Origin of the sequence: Sphingomonas sandaracina (assembly GCF_036663695.1) — a bacterium.
Lineage (GTDB): Bacteria > Pseudomonadota > Alphaproteobacteria > Sphingomonadales > Sphingomonadaceae > Sphingomonas.
On the sequence record NZ_JAXOJK010000002.1, the window covers coordinates 607,722 to 628,796 of the forward strand.

Here is a 21,075-nt window from a genome sequence, read left to right on the forward strand (position 1 = left end):
ACGCATCGACATCCCCGCGCAGGCGGGGAGCCCTGTCCTCGGGACTTATGATCACATCGCGCAACGCAGCGCAGCTCAAGGACTAGATTCACGCGAAGGCGCTAAGGCGCGAAGAGAAGCGGCTTATTTAGCGCACTTGCCCGGTCTTCTCTTCGCGCCTTAGCGCCTTCGCGTGAACATGCCCTTCTCCGTCATCCTGACGAAAGTCAGGACCCAGGATCACGAACGCCGCGCTGCTTGGCTCTGGGTCCTGACTTTCGTCAGGATGACGGCGTGGGTGGGGAGGCGTTCCGCTCGCAGTCGCGAACGCTGTCGTCTGAAGGGTGCCCATGGGCGCCCGTGCCTCCGGTGGCCCGCAGGCGGCCGTGAGCCCGCCTCAAGCGCCCGTCAGGCGTCGCGCCACGTGCCGGGCTCCAGACCCGCCACGGTCCAGTCGCCGATGCTCCACCGGACCAGCCGCAGCGTGGGGTGGTCGATCGCGGCGGTCATGCGGCGGACTTGCCGGTTGCGGCCTTCGCGGATCGTTATCTTCAGCCAGCAATCGGGGATGCTCGCGCGGACCCGGATCGGCGGCACGCGCGGCCAGAGGTCGGGCGCGGTGATCCGCTCGACGTCGGCGCGGGCAGGGCCGTCCTTCAGCACGACGCCGCTCCGCAACCGATCGAGCGCGTCCTCGCCGGCATCGCCCTCGACCTGCACGAGATAGGTCTTGGCCAGCTTGAACTTCGGGTCCGCGATCCGCGCCTGGAGGCGGCCGTCGTCGGTCAGCAGCAAAAGCCCTTCGCTATCGCGGTCGAGCCGTCCCGCCGGATAGACGCCCGGCACATCGACGAACTGCGACAGCGTCGCGCGCGGTGTCGGACTGTTCACGTCGGTGAACTGGCTGAGCACGTCGTACGGTTTGTTGAACAGGATTACGCGGGGCATGCCGGGGCTTTAGAAGGATTGTCGATCGGGTTCGACCGTAATTCCTCCCCTGCAAGGGGAGGTGGCAGCGCAGAGCGCTGACGGAGGGGTGACCCGCTCCCGATAGGGCATCACCCCTCCGTCGCTTCGCTCCACCTCCCCTTACAGGGGAGGATTAGGGGGCGGAGCGATTAAACCAATCGCTTCTACGATCAATGAAAAGAAAGTCGCTCAGTCAGTTGCTGAGACAAATAGAGATCCGCAAGTTGATCGAAGTCCGTTCACGGCCTAAGTCTTTGGACAAAGGGAGATGGCAATGGTTGGAATAGGGCAAAATTGGAACGGCAAGGTCTACGGAACTAATACTGGAAACGTATCGCTTGCACTTGAGGGAGAAGATAACGCTCTTACCGGAATTATTCGACTGAGCGATGATAAATTCGGAGTGGTAGTTTACCGCGTCTCTGGAAAATTTGAAGCTGGAAAGATCGAGCTCGCCGGCGAACCCGAGGGAGACGTCGCGGAAGGAATGCAGGTCGGCGAGGTGAAAATCGCGGGCGGCTTAACAACCGAAGGGCGCCTGGACGGGAGTTGGGAAACTACAATTGGCACTGGTGGTACTTTTCAGCTTTGGCCGCACAATTACCAGGAAAAAACCAGCGGAGTTGAAATACCCGAGCAGTTAAATAGCGCTACGCGATCGTTGGGCGCAATCAGGCTGTACCCGGACGATGTGCGAAATTTGATGGCCCAACTCTGTAAGGATTTTTCCAACAAGCGTTTGATCGTGACTTATAGCGAAGGTGGAAATGAGAAGAACGTGTATTCCGATGATTTCACAAAAATCTTGGATAGCATTTCGGAACTGCGATACCTGAAAATATCCGTTCAAGAGCCCGAAATGTATGGGATCAATCGGCTAGCGATGATTGAACTCGACGCAAAAGGCGAGAATATTATTCGGGTTCAAAGTGTGCAGGAATCATGGTCGATTGGAAAAGCCGAGGCTGTCGCGAGATTTGCCCAGGGATATCAGAGAAGGCTTGCAACACAGTTCCGAAAGTTTGGTTTAACAGCTAATATCGTCCTTAATCTATTTACGTTAGCCGCCTTGCCAGGATTGACCGGGTTTGGGCGGCGTTTGGCATTCGCATCAGCTATGATTGCAGTTCAGGCCACAATAACGGTAATGCATCAGCGCTACATACCAAACTTCGTGCTATTTTCAGCAAATAAGCGACCAACATTATTTGGGAGTATTGGCCCTGGTTTATTATCTTGGATAATTACCATATCTGGCGCTGTTGTTGGCGCGATTGTTTACGGGCTGCTAAAAGGTGAGCTAACGGGGTCGCCATTAATGAAGGCGCTCGCTATCTTTTACTGAAACGAGAAATATTCTGATTGTCATATCCTGACCGGCAACTAAACCGGCATATTCTTATGTCGTAATCGATTCTATCAGCTATTGATTTGACAGCAGGACTCATAAAAAAAGGCCACAGTATTTCTACGGTGGCCTTTTGATAGCTAATTTCCCCCACCTTACTGGTCGAGAAAACTCCGCATCTTCCGTGACCGGCTCGGATGCTTCAGCTTCCGCAACGCCTTAGCCTCGATCTGGCGGATGCGCTCGCGGGTCACCGAGAACTGCTGGCCGACTTCCTCGAGCGTGTGATCGGTGTTCATGCCGATGCCGAAGCGCATGCGCAGCACGCGCTCTTCGCGCGGCGTCAGCGACGCCAGCACCCGCGTGACCGTCTCCTTGAGGTTCGCCTGGATCGCGGCGTCCACCGGGATGATCGCGTTCTTGTCCTCGATGAAGTCGCCGAGATGCGAATCCTCCTCGTCGCCGATCGGCGTTTCGAGGCTGATCGGCTCCTTGGCGATCTTCATCACCTTGCGCACCTTCTCCAGCGGCATGGAGAGGCGCTCGGCCATCTCCTCCGGGGTCGGCTCGCGGCCCTGCTCGTGGAGGAACTGGCGGCTGGTGCGGACCAGCTTGTTGATCGTCTCGATCATGTGGACCGGGATACGGATCGTGCGCGCCTGGTCCGCGATCGAGCGCGTGATCGCCTGGCGGATCCACCAGGTCGCGTAGGTGCTGAACTTGTAACCGCGGCGATACTCGAACTTGTCGACCGCCTTCATCAGGCCGATATTGCCCTCCTGGATGAGATCCAGGAACTGCAGGCCGCGGTTCGTGTATTTCTTGGCGATCGAGATCACCAGCCGCAGGTTCGCCTCGACCATCTCCTTCTTGGCGATGCGCGCCTCGCGCTCGCCTTTCTGGACCATGTTGACGATCCGGCGGAACTCGGTGAGCGCCATGCCGGTCTGCTGCGTGATGTCGGCGATCTCGGCGCGGATGCGCTCGACCGCCTCGCCCTCGTTGGCGACGAACGCGGTCCACTTCTTGTCGACCTTGTTGACCGTCGTCAGCCAGTTCTCGTCGATCTCGTGACCGATATAGCGATCGAGGAAGTCCTTGCGCGGCACCTTGTGGCGCTCGGCGAGGCGCAGCATCTGGCCGCCCAGCGCGGTCAGGCGACGGTTATAGGCATAGAGCTGATCGACCAGATATTCGATCTTGGCGTTGTGGAACTGGACGCTCTCGACCTCGGCCGTGAGTTCCTCGCGCAGCTTCTGGTATTTGCGCTCGTCGGCCGCGGAGAAATCGCCGCCGATGCCCATCGCGTCGACGCGCGACTGCTGGATCTTGCTGAACTTCTTGTAGAGCGCGGTGATGCTGGCGAACCGCTCGAGCGCGATCGGCTTGAGCTGCTCTTCCATCTGCGCGAGGCTGAGGGTGTTGTCCTCCTCCTCGTCGTCCGATGCGCGCGGAGTGCGGCGCTCGCCGTCCTCGTCTTCGTCGGCGGACGGCTCTTCGGGCTCGGCCTCTTCCTTGAACGAGGGGCCGGCGTTCTTCTCGCTGATCTCGCCGTCGTCGGCTTCGCCGTCCTCGGCCATCGCTTCGGGGGCGGGGTCCTTCGACAGCATCGCGTCGAGATCCATGATCTCGCGCAGCTGCATCGTGCCCTCGTTCAATGCGGTCGACCAGTCGATGATCGCGTTGAAGGTGATCGGCGATTCGCACAGGCCGAGGATCATCGTGTCGCGACCCGCCTCGATGCGCTTGGCGATCGCGATCTCGCCCTCGCGGCTGAGCAGCTCGACCGCGCCCATCTCGCGCAGGTACATGCGGACCGGATCGTCGGTGCGATCGATCGTCTCTTTCTTCTTCTCGATCGCGGGGCCTGTGTCGGCATCCGCGTCGGCGGCCTCCGGCTCGTCCTCGTCGTCCTTGGCGGGCTCGGTCTCGCCGTCCTCGCCGGCTTCGTCGTTCTCGACGATGTTGATGCCCATCTCGCTCAGCGCGGCGCTGATGTCCTCGATCTGGTCGGACGACATCTCGCCCTGCGGCAGCGCTTCGTTGAGCTGCTCATAGGTGATGTAGCCGCGCTTCTTGGCGCGCGCGATGACCTTCTTGATCGACGCATCGTTCATGTCGATCAGCGGCGCATCGCCGGTTTCGTTCGTCTCGGCGGGTTCCGCCATGTTCGCCTTAGCCATCAATCGCCCTCGGTACCCAACGCTCGGGCGTCTTCGTTCGACTGTACAAGATTTGCAAGTCGGACTTCCAACGCCTGTTTCTCTCTTACCATAGCCACTTGTCGTTCGAACGCATCTTCGGTGAAGTGCGTCTGCATCGCCGCGGTCGCCTGCTTGAGTGCCGCGTCTACCTCAGGGCGGGCGACCATGATCGCGATCGCCTCGTCGAGGTCGGCACGGACGCGGGCTGGATCGGCCGTGGTCTGCGTGAACGAATAGGGCATCGTATCGGCTCTCAACAGGTCACTCGCGACTGAATTGAAACCGGACCTCGCCAATATGGTGAGCAAGCGCCCGCTATCAAGCTTCTGGTCCTCAAGTGCAACATCTACGACCGCTTCGAACAATCGCCCGAGCGCGCCGTCGATCATTTGCAGCGAGCCGAGCACCTCCATGTGACGCGCGATCTCGACCGGGTGGCGGATCAGGCCGGCGAGGACGGCCTTCGCCAAGACGCGGTCGATACCGGTCGCGAGGAAGGCCTTCGCATCTTCGGTGACGGGCGCGGCGGGGGGCTTCCAGCCGCCCTTGGGGCGCTCGCCTCTGGGCACGAAGGGGGCGCGGACGGGTTTGAAATGCTCGTAGAAACGGTTCTTGAACTCGGCGTGATATTGCTGCTTCACCGACGGGTCGGCGATGCGTTCGGCGAGTTCGTGGAGGCGGCGCTTGAGGCCGGCGCGCTGTTCGGGGGTATCGAGCGCCTCGGCTGCGACTTCGGACGCCCAGAGCCGATCGACGAGCTGTTCGGGGGTCTTGAGCAGCGCCTCGAACGCACCGGGGCCGCCGGCGCGGACGAGGTCGTCGGGGTCCTGACCTTGTGGGAGCGTGACGAAGGCGAGGCTGCGGCCGGGCGCCAGTAGCGGGAGCGCGCGGTGGGCAGCGCGGAGTGAGGCCTTCTGGCCAGCACCGTCGCCGTCGAAGCAGAGCAGGGGGACGTCGACCATCCGCCACAGGCGTTCGAGCTGCGCTTCGGTCAATGCGGTGCCGAGCGGGGCGACCGCTTCGCTAAAGCCCGCCTGTGCGAGCGCGATGACGTCCATATAGCCTTCGACCACCAGTACGCGGCCGGACTTGCGCGAGGCGGGGGCGGCCTTGTCGAGATTGTAGAGCGTGCGGCCCTTGTCGAAGAGCGGCGTGTCGGGGGAGTTGAGGTATTTCGGCTCGCCGCCGTCGAGCACGCGCCCGCCGAACGCGATCGTCCGGCCGCGCGGGTCGCGGATCGGGATCATCAGGCGGCCGCGGAACCGGTCGTATGGGTCCTTGCCCTCGACCGAGATGAGCATGCCGGACTCGATCAGCATCGGGTCGCCATAGTCCTTCAGCGCGGTCTTCAGCTTGCCGCGGCTGTCGGGGGCGAACCCCATCCCGAACGCGCGCGCCGTCTCGGGCCTGATCCCGCGGCGGTCGAGGAGCGCGCGCGCGTCGGTGCCGGGGAGGCCGTTCAGTTGCTCGGTGAACCAGTCGGCCGCATCCGACATGACCTCGTGCAGTCCCTTGGCGCGCTCGGCCTTGGCGGCGGACTGGCGGTCCATCGCCGGCATGTCCATCCCGGCGGCCTGCGCGAGCTCCTTCACCGCGTCCATGAAGGGCAGGCCGCGCTGGTCGGTCATCCACTTGATCGCGTCGCCGTGCGCAGAGCACCCGAAGCAGTGGTAGAAGCCCTTGTCGTCGTTGACGTAGAACGAGGGGGTCTTCTCGTTGTGGAATGGGCAGCAGCCCTTGTGCTCGCGCCCCGCCTTGGTGAGCTTGGTGGTCTTGCCGATCAGCGCCGACAGCGACGTGCGGGCGCGCAACTCGTCGAGGAAGGCGGGGGTGAGGGCCATGCGCGCGAGTATAGCTAGATATCACTACGATAGTGACATCCGCAATCCGAAGAGGAGGAGAAGGACGGTTTTGTTCGCGCGGAGGCGCGGAGGTGTTTCGTTCGGGGCTTCTGCTGCGCGTCAGCGCTATCGTCGATCGATCAGGGCCGCTGTGCGGCGGTAGTGATGCGCACCCCCGCACAGCAAGCGCACCATCTCCGCGCCTCCGCGCCTCCGCGCGAACAAATCCTTCTTACGACCCGACCCTTACGACAGCGCCGCCTTCACCAAACCGCTCGCCTTGCTCATGTCCAGTTCGCTGGCGTGGCGTGCCTTTAGTTCGGCCATCACGCGGCCCATGTCCTTCATGCCGGTCGCGCCGAGTTCGTCCTTGATCGCCAGGATCGCGGCGGTCGTTTCCGCTTCGCTCATCTGCTGGGGGAGGAAGCGTTCGATCACTGCCACCTCGGCGGTCTCCGCGTCGGCGAGTTCCTGGCGGCCGCCCTTCGAGAACATCTCGATCGACTCGCGACGCTGTTTCACCATCTTCTGCAAAACCTCGACCACCAGCGCGTCGTCGCTCTCGGGCGCCTTGCCGGTACGGGCCTCGATGTCGCGGTTCTTGATTGCGGCCTGGATCAACGAGATGGCGTTGCGGCTCGTCTTGTCGCCGGCCTTCATGGCGCTCAGCTGCGCGGCCTTGATGTCGTCGCGAATCATGTACTGGTCTTTCAAGCGGTTCGTGCGTAGCCAGGTGGGATAGCGCGTCCGGCGTCCGTTTAACAGATTGACGCTGCGGCGCCCCGGCTTTAGCGGACACCACTTAGCGACATCGTCAACGTAAGAGAGAGTGCCCAGCCTGATGGCCGACACCAACCCTATAGCCATGCCTGCTGGAGCCACTGGCGTCCTCGTCCTCGCCAATGGCGACGTGATCTGGGGTCGCGGGTTCGGCGCAGAGGGCAGTGCGGTCGGCGAAGTGTGCTTCCACACCGCGATGACCGGCTATCAGGAGGTGCTGACCGACCCGTCGTTCGCCGGGCAGATGATCTGCTTCACGTTTCCGCACATCGGCAACGTCGGCGCGAACCCCGACGACGTCGAGGCGGACGACCCGCACGCGCTCGGCATCATCGTCCGCGAGGACGTGACGCAGCCGTCGAGTTTTCGCGCGGTCGAGGGGCTGGATGGCTGGATGAAGCGGCATGCGCGGATCGGGCTTTCGGGCGTCGACACGCGTGCGCTGACGCGGCGGATTCGGGTGGCGGGGGCGCCTAATGGGGTGATCGCGCATTCGGCGAGTGGCGAGTTCGATGTGGCGGCGTTGCTGGCGATGGCGCGGGCGTGGCCGGGGCTGGAGGGCATGGACCTCGCCAAGGACGTGTCGACCGAGATGCATTATGGCTGGGGTGAGAAGGCTCCGGGCGGCACGTGGCGGCTGGGCTTCGGCTATGATGCACCGACCGAAGGTGGGACCAAAGGTTACGAAGGTGTCACCAACGAGCGTTCGCGCCCGCATGTCGTCGCGATCGATTATGGCAGCAAACGCAACATCTTCCGCAACCTTGTTGAGGCGGGGGCTCAAGTATCGGTCGTAAGTGCGACCGCCAGTTTCGACGACGTGATGGCGCTCGAGCCCGACGGTATCTTCCTGTCGAACGGCCCCGGCGATCCCGCCGCGACCGCCGAATATGCCGTGCCGGTGATCCGCGAGTTGCTGGAGACGGGCAAGCCGTTGTTCGGCATCTGTCTGGGCCACCAGTTGCTCGGCCTCGCGGTCGGCGCGACCACGACCAAGATGTTCCAGGGCCACCGCGGCGCCAACCATCCGGTCAAGCGCCTGTCCGACGGCGCGGTCGAGATCACCAGCATGAACCACGGCTTCGCGGTCGAGCGCGAGAGTCTGCCGGCGAACGTCCGCGAGACGCACGTGTCGCTGTTCGACGGGTCAAACGCGGGGCTGGAACTGACCGACAAGCCGGCGTTCTCCGTGCAGTATCATCCGGAAGCGAGCCCTGGGCCGCAGGATAGTCTGTATCTGTTTGAGAAGTTCGTTGGTTCGCTGACGTGACCTATACGGATTTCGCGGAGAAACTACTGATTGCTCTATATCAGGAGAGCGAGGCGGGGCGTTCAGACCAACGGTTCGAAGATATGTTAGCGAAATACGGTTTGCCGAAAAATGCCAAATGGCTGGAACGCCTTACCGAAGAATGGAAGGCAAACGGCTTCGTCAACGTTGACGCATTTATTGGAAGTCCTTTGCTTTGGTATGCCGAAATCGCTGGTGCCGGCATGCGATACATTGAGTCAAAATTTCGTTCCAAGGACGGGGTGGGTGAACTGCTTGCCCCACTGCCAGCTTTGCCAGAAGGCGAGGAAATTCTTACTTTTGGGAGCGGGGAGCCTCTTCAATTTGAGAATGGGGAGTATCTGACAGTAACAGCTCCGCCACCCGAGACTATGCCCCCTAAAACCTACGACAGTTCCGATTGGACCGGGCTTCCTTCTCAATTTGTTCTAACCGAACAAAAAAATGCGAAATTAGTAGCGTTACTTGAGAACGCGGAACGCGAGTTGGATAGTGTAGGCGCTGGTAATCAGGAGAAGGCGATGGCCAGAGCATACATCGTTGCAGCAAGGTGTTTGGCGGATGCTCCTGAGCCACCAGTCGATCTCATATGGGAAATTATAAATCGAGCCAATAATTTAGCTGGAGTAGCTTCTTTGTTGGTCTCAATCATTGCTCTGTTTACGGCGGCTCACTAATGCCAAAACGCACCGACATCTCCTCGATCCTCGTCATCGGCGCAGGACCCATCGTCATCGGCCAGGCGTGCGAGTTCGATTATTCGGGCACGCAGGCGATCAAGGCGTTGAAGGAGGAGGGCTATCGTATCGTCCTCGTCAATTCGAACCCCGCCACGATCATGACCGATCCGGAACTGGCCGACGCCACCTATGTCGAGCCGATCACGCCCGCGATCGTCGCCAAGATCATCGAGAAGGAGCGCCCGGACGCGATCCTGCCGACGATGGGCGGGCAGACCGCGCTGAATACGGCGCTCGCGCTGTTCCATGACGGGACGCTGGAGAAGTTCGGCGTGACGATGATCGGGGCGGATGCCGATGCGATCGACATGGCGGAGGACCGTCTGAAGTTTCGCGACGCGATGGACCGGATCGGGCTGGAAAGCGCGCGCTCGGCGATCGCACATACGGTCGAGGAAGCGCTCGAAGGCCTTGAGAAGACGGGGCTTCCGTCGATCATTCGGCCAAGCTTCACGATGGGCGGATCGGGCGGCGGCATCGCGTATAACCGCGAGGAGTTCATCGCGATCGTCCGCAACGGGCTCGATCTGTCGCCGACCACCGAGGTGCTGATCGAGGAATCGCTGCTCGGCTGGAAAGAATACGAGATGGAGGTGGTGCGCGATCGCAACGACAACGCGATCATCATCTGCTCGATCGAGAATGTCGATCCGATGGGCGTCCACACCGGCGACTCAATCACGGTCGCGCCGGCGCTGACGCTGACCGACAAGGAATACCAGATCATGCGCAACGCATCGATCGCGGTGTTGCGCGAAATCGGTGTCGAAACAGGCGGTTCGAACGTCCAGTTCGCAGTCAATCCGAAGGACGGCCGGCTGGTCGTCATCGAGATGAACCCGCGTGTTTCGCGCTCGTCCGCGCTGGCGTCGAAGGCGACCGGCTTCCCGATCGCGAAGGTCGCGGCGAAGCTGGCGGTCGGCTACACGCTCGACGAGATCGAGAACGACATTACCGGTGCTACGCCTGCCGCGTTCGAGCCGACGATCGATTACGTCGTGACCAAGATCCCGCGGTTCGCGTTCGAGAAGTTCAAAGGCGCGTCGAACACGCTCGGCACCGCGATGAAGTCGGTCGGCGAGGTGATGGCGATCGGTCGCAACATCCACGAGTCGATGCAGAAGGCGTTGCGCGGGCTCGAGACGGGTCTGTCGGGCTTCAACCAGGTCGATCATCTGGTCGGCGCGCCGCGCGCGGAAATCGAGGCGGCGCTGGCCGTCGCGACGCCGGACCGGCTGCTGGTCGCGGCCCAAGCCCTTCGGGAAGGCTTCACGGTTGCCGAGGTGCATGCGATCGCGAAGTATGATCCGTGGTTCCTGGAGCGGATCGCCGAGATCATCGCGGCCGAGGCCGAGGTGATGAAGGACGGCCTGCCGATCGACGCGCCCGGCATGCGCCGCCTGAAGAGCATGGGGTTCAGCGACAAGCGGCTCGCCTGGCTGGCGCTGCAGTCGGCCAATCTGCGCGGGATGAACCGCGGGATCGCACGCAGCTCGGGTCTGATCCACGAGGTCGTCAAGGCGATGACCGGCGGCGTGACCGAGGAGGAGGTGCGCCAGCATCGCCTGAAGCTCGGCGTGCGGCCGGTGTTCAAGCGGATCGATACGTGCGCGGCCGAATTCGATGCGAAGACGCCGTATATGTATTCGACCTACGAGGCGCCGAGCTTCGGCGAGCCGGAGAACGAGTCCGAGCCGACGGACCGGAAGAAGATCGTCATCTTGGGCGGTGGGCCGAACCGGATCGGGCAGGGGATCGAGTTCGATTATTGCTGCTGCCATGCGTGCTTCGCGCTGGCGGATGCGGGCTATGAGACTATCATGGTCAACTGCAACCCGGAGACCGTGTCGACCGACTACGACACGTCGGACCGCCTGTATTTCGAGCCGCTGACCGCCGAGGACGTGCTGGAGATCCTGCATGTCGAGCAGCAGAACGGGACGCTGGTGGGCGTGATCGTGCAGTTCGGCGGGCAGACTCCGCTGAACCTCGCGCGGGCGCTTGAGGCCGCGGGCATCCCGATCCTGGGGACGACCCCGGACGCGATCGATCTGGCGGAGGACCGTGAGCGGTTCGCGGCGCTGATCACCAAGCTCGGGCTGTTGCAGCCGGCCAATGGCCTGGCGCGGAGCCGGGACGAGGCGGTCGCGGCGGCGGAGCGGATCGGGTATCCGGTGCTGATGCGGCCGTCTTACGTGCTCGGCGGCCGGGCGATGGAGATCGTCGATACGCTGGGGCAGCTCGAGCATTATATCGCGACTGCGGTGCAGGTGTCGGGCGACTCGCCAGTGCTGATCGACCAGTATCTGCGCGATGCGATCGAGGTCGATGTCGACGCGATCTGCGACGGCACCGACGTGGTGGTCGCGGGCGTCTTGCAGCATATCGAGGAGGCGGGCGTCCATTCGGGCGACTCTGCGTGCTCCATCCCGCCATATTCGCTGTCGGCGGAGATCATCGCCGAGATCGAGCGGCAGACGGTGGCGCTTGCGCATGCGCTGTCGGTCGTGGGCCTGATGAACATCCAGTTCGCGGTGAAGGATGGCCTGGTCTACCTCATCGAGGTCAACCCGCGCGCGTCGCGCACCGTGCCGTTCGTCGCCAAGGCGATCGGCGCGCCCATCGCGAAGATCGCCGCGCGGGTGATGGCGGGCGAGAAGCTGGTCAATTTGCCGAGGATCGACCGGCATATCGAATATTATGCGGTGAAGGAGGCGGTGTTCCCCTTCAACAAGTTCCCCGGCGTCGATCCGGTGCTGTCACCGGAAATGAAGTCGACCGGCGAAGTCATGGGAATCGATCCCGATTTCACGATCGCATTCGCCAAGGCGCAGCTTGGTGCGGGGACGATTCTGCCGACCAAGGGCAGCGTCTTCGTCAGCGTGAAGGACGGCGACAAGGCGATGATCGTCGAGGCCGTGAAGGCGTTGATCGACACCGGCTTCTCGATCGTCGCTACCGGCGGGACTGCGGATCATCTCGCGCTGGCCGGTCTGGCGGTCGAGAAGGTCAACAAGGTCGCGCAAGGACGGCCGCATATCGTCGACCGGATCAAGGACGGCGACATCGCGCTGATCTTCAACACCACCGAGGGGTGGCAGAGCCTGAAGGACTCGCAGCCGATCCGGGCTTCGGCGCTGGGGCAACGCATTCCGTACTTCACGACCGCGCCCGCTTCGCTGGAGGCGGCGAAGGCGATCGCCAAGCTTTCGACGCACAGCCTTGAAGTACGGCCCCTGCAATCCTATTATTCGCAGTCGCACAACTGATCCCGACATAAGCGTGATGTGTGGGCGGTGCTGGTACATGGCGCCGCACGGGGAAATGAATTTGGGGACGAGATGATGGCGACCGTCGAAAAGATGCCGATGCTACAGGAAGGCTATGAGACGCTGAGTGCGGATCTGAAGCGCCTGAAAGCCGAACGTCCGACGATCGTTGACGCGATCGAAGAGGCGCGTGCGCACGGCGACCTGAGCGAGAACGCGGAATATCATGCCGCGAAGGAACGCCAGGGTCAGGTCGAGGCGTCGATCTCCGACATCGAGGACAAGCTGAGCCGTGCGCAGATCATCGACCCGAAGGAGCTGTCGGGCGACAAGGTCGTGTTCGGCGCGACGGTGACGTTGCTCGACGAGAACGACAAGCCGGTGAAGTATCAGATCGTCGGCCAGACCGAAGCGAATGCCAAGACCGGGCGGATCTCGTACAACTCGCCGCTGGGGCGTGGGCTGATCGGGCGTAAGCTCGACGAAGAGGTCGAGGTCACGGTGCCGGCTGGCGAGCGCTATTACGTCGTCTCCAAGATCGAGTTCATCTGAGCCGTATGGCGTTCTTCGAGACGCGGGCGACGGCGATCATCACGATCGTGACGGTCATCGTCTCGGGTTTCCTGGTGCTGAGCGGATCGCTTGGGTACTGGGCGGTGAACGCCGGATTCATTCCGTTGCGAATGACCGATCTCGGTATTCCGAGCGACCATATGTTCGTCGTGCCGTCCTGGGCGACGCCGCTGACCGCGACGTTGATCCATGGGGGGTGGGCGCACATCGCGCTGAACCTCGTGATGCTCGTGTATTGCGGGCAGTTCGTCGAGAAGGCGCTGGGGACGGTCGGGTTGGTCGTGCTGTACGTGCTGGGTGCGTATGCGGCGGCGGCGGGGCATTGGGCTTTCGGGCCTGAGTCTACCGCGCCTATGATTGGCGCTTCGGGTGCGATCTCGGCGGTCGTTGGGGCTTATGCGCTGTTGTATGGCGAGCGGCGGGCGCAGGCGATCGGACCGGTGCCGGCTGGGGTCGTGCATGTGGTCTGGCTGGCCGCGGCGTGGATCGGGATCCAGTTGCTGATGGGGCTGGCCGGGTTTGGGGCTTCGGTCGGGGCAAGTGGGCCTATTGCGATCGGCGCGCATATCGGTGGGTTCTTGGCGGGGCTGGTGCTGGCTCGGCCGTTGTTGCTCTGGCATTACCGCGCGGCTTGAGCGGCCTGTCCCTCACTGGCGTTCGCTCCGCCCCACGCTAACCCACACCCATATCGTTCGACCTGAGTAGCTGCTGAGCTTGTCGAAGTGGCGTATCGAAGGATGGGTTGGTGCGCGGGACCTGTGCTTCGATACGAGCCCTCCATACGCTCCTTGTGGAGCTACTCGGTCTCTACTCAGCACGAACGGTAAGAGGGGGGCGGGGTGCGAACACGATATCGAATGGCAGGAGTGGATCGTCGCATCTAGTGCGCGCTCGCTAAGGGCCGATCGACTTTCCAGTTGAGCGCGCCAAATCTGCTCTTTTCTTCGTCATGCCGGACTCGTTCCGGCATCCACGGTGCTGCAAAATCGAAAGAATTTGGTCTGCGGAGCGGTAGACCCCGGAACGAGCCCGGGGTGACGGAGCAACTTTTGACCGGTTACGCTTCCAAATCGTGGAATGCCGACTGCCGATCCAGTATCGGTCAGGGTCGGACGCGCCATCTATCCCAATCGTCATCCCCGCCAAGGCGGGAATCCCTAGCCTATGTCGTTGCGATCGGATCGCTACGTTAGCCAATATGGGTTCCCGCCTTCGCGGGAATGACCAAGGGGAAGCCGTTAGGCTACAGTCGCGCCCAGGTTTGGCTCGAGCATGCGGTGGAGGTGCACAACGACGAACTTCATTTCGGCATCGTCGACCGTACGCTGCGCTGCAGCACGCCAGGCCTTCTCGGCGCTGGCATAGTCGGCAAACACGCCGACGAACTCGATCTTGCTCAGATCGTTGAAATCCAGGGTGCGCGGGTCGCTGACGCGGCCGCCGAATACGAGGTGGAGCTTGCTCATGCGCGTACTTTCCTAGGGAGGAGGTTGCCTCCTCCCTAGCGTGTTCCCCCTACGGTTTGAACCCTTAGGCGGCAGGCTTTTGCGAAACCGCCTTCGCACCTGCGGTACCAGCGGTCGTCACGGCCTTGACGATACCCTCAAGCAAGCCCTTGGCTTGGTCGCGTGCATTGTCCTTGGTCAGGCCGAGTTCGCCGAGTTCCGAACGACCGGCATCCTTTGCCGCCGCCGTTGCGGCCACGAGGGTCTCGCTGAGACGCTTGCCGACGGGTGCGAGCAGTTCCTTCTCGCGCGCGGAACGGGGCAACAGCGCGCCGGCAAGCGCGCCGACTGCGAGGCCGCCGACGAGGATGCCGAGCGGGTTGGACTCGAGGTTGTTCACGACGCGCTTGGTCTTCTCGCGCGAGACTTCGAGAACCTCTGAGGCCTTGTCGCCAGCGTCGTGATAGACCTTCGACGCGGTCTCGCGGACGGTGTCGAGGCCTTCGCGCAGGCGGCCTTCAGTATCGTGGGTGGTGTTGTGGGCGGTGGTCTTTGCGTCGGTCATGGAACGGTCCTTCTGATGGCAAGCTGCTCGTCGTTCAACGCGAGCCGGGACTTCAAGGTTTCAAGGATTAGCGTCCGCGCCGGAACAGTCCGACGATCCGGTGCCGGGCAAGGAACAGCCCGGCGACTGCCGCGAACCCCGCAGTGGGCCCCGGATTGCGCTTCACCGTTTTCACGCTCACGGCGAGCGCCGCGGTGCCGGCATCGGCGACGTCGCGACTGGCGTTCAGCGCGAGTTTCCGCGGATTGAGTCGGTCCTGCAACTGCCCGATCGTCATCATGACGCGCTGGCGGGCGAGGGCCGATTCGATCTCGGCGGCGGCGACTTTGGCGGATGTCATGATACGGGCTCGCTCTTCGTCTGAAGCTTCGACTTGCCGATCATCGCCAGGATCGCCGCCACTGCGAGGACGACCACCACGACGATGGCGGTCGCCCACCCAGGCCCCACGAGCGTCGCGACCGTCAAGATCGCACCGACCAGCAGTGCGATCAGCGCGGCCAAAGCCAGTATACCGGCGACCGCGAAGAACATCGCGGCCGACTTGTACGCACTGGCCGTGTCGCCGAACTTCGCCTTGTAAACGGCGACCTCGGCGGTCGCGAGGCTACGCGTTTCGCTGGCCAAACGACTGACGATCGCCGCGATGCTCTCGTCTTCGCTAGCCGCGAACGTCAGGGGCTCCGACAAAGCGTCAGACCTTCGAATTTGCGTCGACGCCCGACTGGACCAGTCGCGCGATGACAAAGCCGACGGCGGCGGCTGCACCGACCGCGATCGCCGGCGACTTGCGGACGAGCTCGCGGGCGTCGTCGAACAGCTCGTCGACATCCTTCGCGTTCACCTGATCGGCGAAACCGGAGACGCTGTCGGCGGCGCTGCGGGCATAGCTGCCGTATTGCGCGCCGAGCTTCTCGTCGACCTGACCGGCTGCGTCGTTCAGCAACTGCGCGACCTGCTCCAGGGCACCGCTGGCGCGTGCCTTGCCGTCCTCGGCAAAGGTGCGGACCTTGTCGGTCGCCTGTGCGGTGTACTTGCTGGCACCGTCCTTGATCGCCTGCTTGGCATCGCCGGCGTTGGCCGTGCCATCAGCGTTGTCGCTCGTGTCCGCGATCTTGGTCGTGGTGGATTGCAGATCGGATTTCATGCCCGCGGCGTTCGAAGATGCGGTCGAAGCTGGGGTGTTGGTTACGCTGGTGTCGGCCATGGCCATCCCTTTCGAAATTGTTACGCTCTCAACACCGTCGCCGAAGCGCGGTTCCCGATAGCTGGTGCGATTGCCCGTTATGGCCCGAGGCGGTAGAGGCATCGCGAACGGCCCGGGGATCAGACTAGCCCGGGATTTGTAGGAGCATCGTTACGTGACCGCAATCATCGACCTTCATGCACGCCAAATCCTCGACAGCCGCGGCAACCCGACCGTCGAGGTCGACGTGTTGCTCGAAGACGGCAGTTTCGGCCGCGCCGCGGTGCCGTCGGGCGCATCGACCGGCGCGCACGAAGCAGTCGAGCGGCGCGACGGCGACAAGAGCCGTTGGGGCGGCAAGGGCGTCGACGGCGCGGTCGATGCGGTCAACGACGAAATCACCGACACCGTGCTGGGCATGGACGCGGAAGACCAGTCGGACCTCGACCGCGCGATGATCGAACTCGACGGCACCGAGAACAAGGGCCGGCTGGGCGCGAACGCGATCCTCGGCGTCAGCCTCGCCGTCGCCAAGGCTGCAGCCGAAGCACGCGGCCTGCCGCTCTACCGCTATGTCGGCGGCGTGCAGGCGCATCTGCTGCCGGTGCCGATGATGAACATCATCAACGGCGGCGAGCATGCCGACAACCCGATCGACTTCCAGGAATTCATGGTCGTCCCGGTCGGCGCGTCCAACATCCTCGAGGCGGTCCGCTGCGGCTCGGAGATCTTCCACACTTTGAAGAAGGGCCTGAGCGAGAAGGGCCTGTCGACCAGCGTCGGCGACGAGGGTGGCTTCGCGCCGAACATCGGTAGCACCACCGAGGCGCTCGACTTCATCATGTCGAGCATCGAGAAGGCCGGGTACAAACCCGGCGAGGACGTGATGCTCGCGCTCGATTGCGCGGCGACCGAGTTCTACAAGAACGGCAAGTACGACATCTCGGGCGAGGGCCGGATCCTCGAGAGCGCCGAGATGGCGGAATATCTCGCGGATCTGACGCGCCGCTATCCGATCTTCTCGATCGAGGACGGCATGGGCGAGGACGATTGGGAGGGCTGGAAGACGCTCACCGACCTGATCGGCGATAAGGTCCAGTTGGTCGGTGACGATCTGTTCGTGACGAACCCGAAGCGCCTGAAACGCGGCATCGACCAGGGTATCGCGAATTCGCTGCTGGTGAAGGTGAACCAGATCGGCACTTTGACCGAGACTTTGGAAGCCGTGTCGATGGCGCAGCGGGCGAAGTACACCGCGGTGATGTCGCACCGGTCGGGCGAGACCGAGGATGCAACGATCGCCGATCTGGCGGTCGCGACCAACTGCGGTCAGATCAAGACGGGCAGCCTGGCGCGGTCGGACCGGTTGGCGAAGTACAACCAGCTGATCCGGATCGAGGAAGAGCTGGGCGATGCGGCGCGCTATGCGGGTCGCGACATCCTGATCGGCGGCTGATAGGCTCGAACTAACCCCTCCGTCATGCCGGGCTTGTTCCGGCATCCACGGTGCTGCACACTCGATGGTCGCGAGTTTGCGGAACGGCGGACCCCGGAACAGGTCCGGGGTGACGGATTGGGTGACGGGCGGGAGCGGCAAGACCGGAGAGACGACATGGCACGCGTGACGACGAAGAGTTCCAAGCTACGGAAGACGATGCGCAAAGCCGCGTGGCCGGCGATGGGGCTGACGCTGATGGCGTTCTTCGGCGCGTATGCCGTGCTCGGGCCGAACGGGATGTTCGCGTATGGAGACTACAAGCGGCAGCTTGCGAAGCGTGAACAGGATTATGCCGCGCTCGATCGCAGGCGTGAGGTTTTGAAAAACCGGGTGGCGTTGCTCAACCCGGATCATGCGAACCCGGATATGGTCGACGAGATGGTTCGGAAGGAACTGAACGTCGCCCATCCGGACGAGGTTATCGTTCCGCTGGGGAATTGATCACCTCGTCATCCTGGACTTGATCCAGGATCCAGAGCCACTCGCGATCCCGCTCGTGGCTCTGGATCCTGACTTTCGTCAGGATGACGGACGGTCGTTACCGACCCAGGAACGTCAGCAGGTCGTTCGTGAAGCGGTCGCTCTCCGTCACGGTCAGGCCGTGTGGGGCGCCGTCATATTCGACCAGTTGCGAGCCGGCGATGCCCTTCGCCGCGGCGCGGCCGGTGGAGTCGATCGGGACGGTCTTGTCGCTCGTCCCGTGTACGATCAGCGTCGGCACCCGGAATGCGGCGAGGTCGGCGCGGAAATCGGTGTGGCCGAACGCCTTGGCGCATTCCAGCGTCGGGTGGAGGCCCGCCTGCATCGCGAGGCCCCAAGCCCAATCTACGACTTCGTCGCTGACCGGCGAGGTGATGAAGCCGACGCCGAAGAACTGCTGGAGGAAGGTCTTGAAGAAGGCCGGGCGGTCGTCCTCGATGCCTGCGCCGATGGTGGCGAGGGTTTCCTCGTCGACGCCATCGGGATTGTCGTCGGTCTTGAGCATGTACGGCACGACCGACGAGATGAGCCCCGCGGCGACCACGCCCTTGCCGTCGTAACGGCTCATGTAGCGCGCGATCTCGCCGCCACCCATCGAGAAGCCGACGATCGTCGCGTCGGTGTTCGCGCCGGTGGCTTCCATCACGTCGGCCAGATCGTCGGTGAGCGTGTCGTAGTTGTAGCCGGTCCATGGCTGTCCCGACCGGCCGAACCCGCGGCGGTCATAGGCGATCGCGCGGAAGCCGGCATTGGCGAGCGCGATCCCTTGCGCGTCCCAGCTGTCGGCATTGAGTGGCCAGCCATGGGTCAGGATGACCGGGCGTCCTGTACCCCAATCCTTGACGTAAATATCTGTACCGTCGCGGGTTTTTACATAGGGCATGAAGCTGTCCAGTCGTTCGAGGCAGTCGACGTTCAACGGCCCACCGCGTGCGCCGTTCCGCACACTGGCGCGAGGCCACTTCGACTGGCAGCATGGTACGGCACGAATCGGAATCGGAGACGGAATGCGGATCGGACTTTTGACGACGGCGATCGGCGCTGTGCTGGCGTTGAGCGCATGCGGCCCTGCGCAGACTTCGGGGCAGACTTCGGGGCAGGCGGGGGCGAACGCGCAGGTGGCGGTTGCGCCAACGGCGAAGAGCGACTGGGCCGGGTTCCGCGATGGCTTCATCGACGGCTGGTTCAAGATCGATCCGGCGAACGCGGTCTATCAGGGCAAGCATGAATATGACGGCGGCTTGGGCGACTGGAGCGCGGCGGGGCTGAAGCGGCAGGCGGACTTCCTGCATGGCGCGATCGACAAGGCGGGGGCGTTCAAAGACCTGAAGCCCGCCGAGGCGTTCGAGCGCGACTATCTGGTGCAGGTCGCCAAGGGGAAGCTGTTCTGGCTGGAGGATGCCGACCAGCCGCATCACAATCCGGCCTGGTATGTGAGCGCGGGGCTCGATCCGAACACGTATATCGCGCGCAACTATGCCGATGCGCCGACGCGGATGAAGGCGCTGACCGCGTTCCTGCAGAAGATCCCGGCGGCGACGGGCAACATCAAGGCGAACCTCAAGACGCCGATGCCGCTGAGCTACGTCAATTACGGGACGGCGGCGTTCAACGGCTTTGCCGACTATTATGCTGGTGACGCGGTGAAGGCGTTCGCGGGCGTGAAGGACGCGGCGGCGCAAAAGCAGTTGGCGGACGCGGCGCAGGCGGCATCGACAGCGATGCGCGATCTGGGGACGTGGACCGAGGGCCAGCGGGCGACTGCGACGCAGGATTTCGCGCTGGGGGCGGACAAGTTCTCGCGGATGGTGGCGATGACCGAGGGCGTCGATACGCCGCTCGACCAGTTGGAGGCGGCGGGTGTCGCCGACCTGAAGCGCAACCAGGCGGCGCTGGCGCAGGCGTGCGGGGTGTTCGCCAAGGGGCTGTCGATTACCGCGTGCATGGACAAGATGAACGCCAACAAGCCGGTCGGCGGCCCGGTCGCGGAGGCGCGGCGCCAGATTCCGACGCTGCGCAAGTTCGTGATCGATCACGACCTCGTGACGATCCCGGGGACCGAGCAGGCGCTGGTCGAGGAATCGCCGCCGTATAACCGGCAGAACTCGGCGTATATCGATCCGCCGGGGCCGTTCGATAAGGGCGTGCCGTCGATCTACTATATCTCACCGCCCGACCCGAGCTGGAGCAAGGCGGTGCAGGACGCGTTCGTGCCGGGCAAGGACGACCTGTTGTTCACCTCGGTGCACGAGGTGATGCCGGGGCATTTCGTCCAGTTCCTGCATGCGAACCGATCGCCATCGCTCTTTGGGCGGCTGTTCGTGGGGTATGCGTTTGCCGAGGGGTGGGCGCATTATGCCGAGGAGATGATGTGGGAGGCCGGGCTCAACAACGGCGATCCGGAGACGCATGTCGGGCAGATCTCTAACGCTCTGCTGCGCGATTGCCGGTATCTGTCGGCGATCCGCATGCATGCGAAGGGGATGACGCAGGAGCAGTCGTTCCGGATGTTCGTCGACGAATGTTACCAGGACGAGGGGAACGCGCGGCAACAGGCGGCGCGGGGGACGTATGATCCGGCGTATCTGAATTATACGATGGGCAAGCTGATGATCCGGAAACTGCGGGCGGATTGGACTGCGACGCGGGGTGGGCGGAAGGCTTGGAAGGCGTTCCATGACCAGTTCTTGAGTTATGGTGGGCCGCCGATTCCTTTGGTGAGGGCTGCGATGATGGGGGAGGCTAAGGCGACGGCTGCGTTTTGATTTGGGAGGAGCGCGATCGTTCTCCCATCCACCCCGGCGAAGGCCGGGGCCCAATTGGGGAGCGTCGCTAACGAAGCGCAGTCCTCCGTTACGCCGACCTTTCCAATTGGGCCCCGGCCTCCGCCGGGGGGGTAGCTCTTGG

The 21,075-nt window shown here is 63.0% G+C and carries 19 protein-coding genes; 9 read left to right on the plus strand and 10 right to left on the minus strand.

Features of this window, described 5'->3' with window-relative positions:
• Positions 1-387: 387 nt before the first annotated feature.
• On the minus strand, positions 388-927 hold the full coding sequence (locus tag U1707_RS08160; RefSeq protein ID WP_332799570.1) for a pseudouridine synthase: 540 nt from the start codon (positions 925-927) through the stop codon (positions 388-390).
• Positions 928-1,222: 295 nt separating this feature from the next.
• Here U1707_RS08160 and U1707_RS08165 point away from each other — a divergent pair, with 295 nt between their 5' ends.
• Positions 1,223-2,293: a hypothetical protein gene (locus U1707_RS08165; protein ID WP_332799571.1), complete on the plus strand. Its 1,071-nt coding sequence runs from the start codon at positions 1,223-1,225 to the stop codon at positions 2,291-2,293.
• Positions 2,294-2,451: 158 nt separating this feature from the next.
• Here U1707_RS08165 and rpoD read toward each other — a convergent pair whose 3' ends face one another.
• From rpoD to U1707_RS08180, 3 genes are all read right to left on the minus strand, one after another.
• Entirely contained in the window at positions 2,452-4,479 is a 2,028-nt protein-coding gene (gene rpoD, locus U1707_RS08170; protein ID WP_332799572.1) for an RNA polymerase sigma factor RpoD, read from the minus strand.
• Complete coding sequence (dnaG, locus tag U1707_RS08175) at positions 4,479-6,341, minus strand: DNA primase (RefSeq protein WP_332799573.1); 1,863 nt, start codon at positions 6,339-6,341, stop codon at positions 4,479-4,481. Before dnaG ends, rpoD begins: the two co-directional genes overlap by 1 nt.
• Positions 6,342-6,587: 246 nt before the next feature.
• On the minus strand, positions 6,588-7,040 hold the full coding sequence (locus U1707_RS08180) for a GatB/YqeY domain-containing protein (protein WP_332799574.1): 453 nt from the start codon (positions 7,038-7,040) through the stop codon (positions 6,588-6,590).
• Positions 7,041-7,182: 142 nt separating this feature from the next.
• Here U1707_RS08180 and carA point away from each other — a divergent pair, with 142 nt between their 5' ends.
• The 5 genes from carA to U1707_RS08205 all read left to right on the plus strand — a co-directional run bounded on the left by carA (position 7,183) and on the right by U1707_RS08205 (position 13,629).
• Entirely contained in the window at positions 7,183-8,391 is a 1,209-nt protein-coding gene (carA, locus tag U1707_RS08185; protein WP_332799575.1) for a glutamine-hydrolyzing carbamoyl-phosphate synthase small subunit, read from the plus strand.
• Positions 8,388-9,089, plus strand: coding sequence for a hypothetical protein (locus U1707_RS08190; RefSeq protein WP_332799576.1), 702 nt, complete (start codon positions 8,388-8,390; stop codon positions 9,087-9,089). The genes carA and U1707_RS08190 overlap by 4 nt, the downstream gene beginning before the upstream one ends.
• Entirely contained in the window at positions 9,089-12,421 is a 3,333-nt protein-coding gene (carB, locus tag U1707_RS08195; protein WP_332799577.1) for a carbamoyl-phosphate synthase large subunit, read from the plus strand. The genes U1707_RS08190 and carB overlap by 1 nt, the downstream gene beginning before the upstream one ends.
• Before the next feature lie 75 nt (positions 12,422-12,496).
• Positions 12,497-12,973, plus strand: a complete 477-nt coding sequence (gene greA / locus U1707_RS08200; protein WP_031394601.1) for a transcription elongation factor GreA — start codon at positions 12,497-12,499, stop codon at positions 12,971-12,973.
• 5 nt (positions 12,974-12,978) lie between these two features.
• Positions 12,979-13,629: a rhomboid family intramembrane serine protease gene (locus tag U1707_RS08205; protein WP_332799578.1), complete on the plus strand. Its 651-nt coding sequence runs from the start codon at positions 12,979-12,981 to the stop codon at positions 13,627-13,629.
• A 603-nt stretch (positions 13,630-14,232) separates the two neighbouring features.
• Here the strand turns inward: U1707_RS08205 and U1707_RS08210 are convergent.
• The 5 genes from U1707_RS08210 to U1707_RS08230 all read right to left on the minus strand — a co-directional run bounded on the left by U1707_RS08210 (position 14,233) and on the right by U1707_RS08230 (position 16,211).
• A complete protein-coding gene (locus U1707_RS08210) occupies positions 14,233-14,460 on the minus strand; it encodes a DUF4170 domain-containing protein (protein ID WP_332799579.1) in 228 nt (75 codons plus the stop codon).
• Between the two features lie 64 nt (positions 14,461-14,524).
• Complete coding sequence (locus U1707_RS08215) at positions 14,525-15,004, minus strand: hypothetical protein (RefSeq protein ID WP_332799580.1); 480 nt, start codon at positions 15,002-15,004, stop codon at positions 14,525-14,527.
• A gap of 67 nt (positions 15,005-15,071) precedes the next feature.
• Positions 15,072-15,344, minus strand: a complete 273-nt coding sequence (locus U1707_RS08220) for a phosphatase (RefSeq protein ID WP_332799581.1) — start codon at positions 15,342-15,344, stop codon at positions 15,072-15,074.
• Entirely contained in the window at positions 15,341-15,694 is a 354-nt protein-coding gene (locus tag U1707_RS08225) for a phage holin family protein (RefSeq protein WP_332799582.1), read from the minus strand. The genes U1707_RS08220 and U1707_RS08225 overlap by 4 nt, the downstream gene beginning before the upstream one ends.
• A gap of 4 nt (positions 15,695-15,698) precedes the next feature.
• Entirely contained in the window at positions 15,699-16,211 is a 513-nt protein-coding gene (locus U1707_RS08230; RefSeq protein ID WP_332799583.1) for a hypothetical protein, read from the minus strand.
• A 154-nt stretch (positions 16,212-16,365) separates the two neighbouring features.
• Here U1707_RS08230 and eno point away from each other — a divergent pair, with 154 nt between their 5' ends.
• On the plus strand, positions 16,366-17,646 hold the full coding sequence (gene eno, locus U1707_RS08235) for a phosphopyruvate hydratase (protein ID WP_332799584.1): 1,281 nt from the start codon (positions 16,366-16,368) through the stop codon (positions 17,644-17,646).
• A gap of 156 nt (positions 17,647-17,802) precedes the next feature.
• Positions 17,803-18,129, plus strand: coding sequence for an FtsB family cell division protein (locus U1707_RS08240; protein ID WP_332799585.1), 327 nt, complete (start codon positions 17,803-17,805; stop codon positions 18,127-18,129).
• Positions 18,130-18,226: 97 nt separating this feature from the next.
• Here U1707_RS08240 and U1707_RS08245 read toward each other — a convergent pair whose 3' ends face one another.
• A complete protein-coding gene (locus U1707_RS08245) occupies positions 18,227-19,051 on the minus strand; it encodes an alpha/beta fold hydrolase (RefSeq protein WP_332799586.1) in 825 nt (274 codons plus the stop codon).
• A gap of 124 nt (positions 19,052-19,175) precedes the next feature.
• Between U1707_RS08245 and U1707_RS08250 the strand changes: the two genes are divergently transcribed.
• Complete coding sequence (locus tag U1707_RS08250; protein WP_332799587.1) at positions 19,176-20,933, plus strand: DUF885 domain-containing protein; 1,758 nt, start codon at positions 19,176-19,178, stop codon at positions 20,931-20,933.
• The last annotated feature ends 142 nt before the right edge of the window (positions 20,934-21,075 follow it).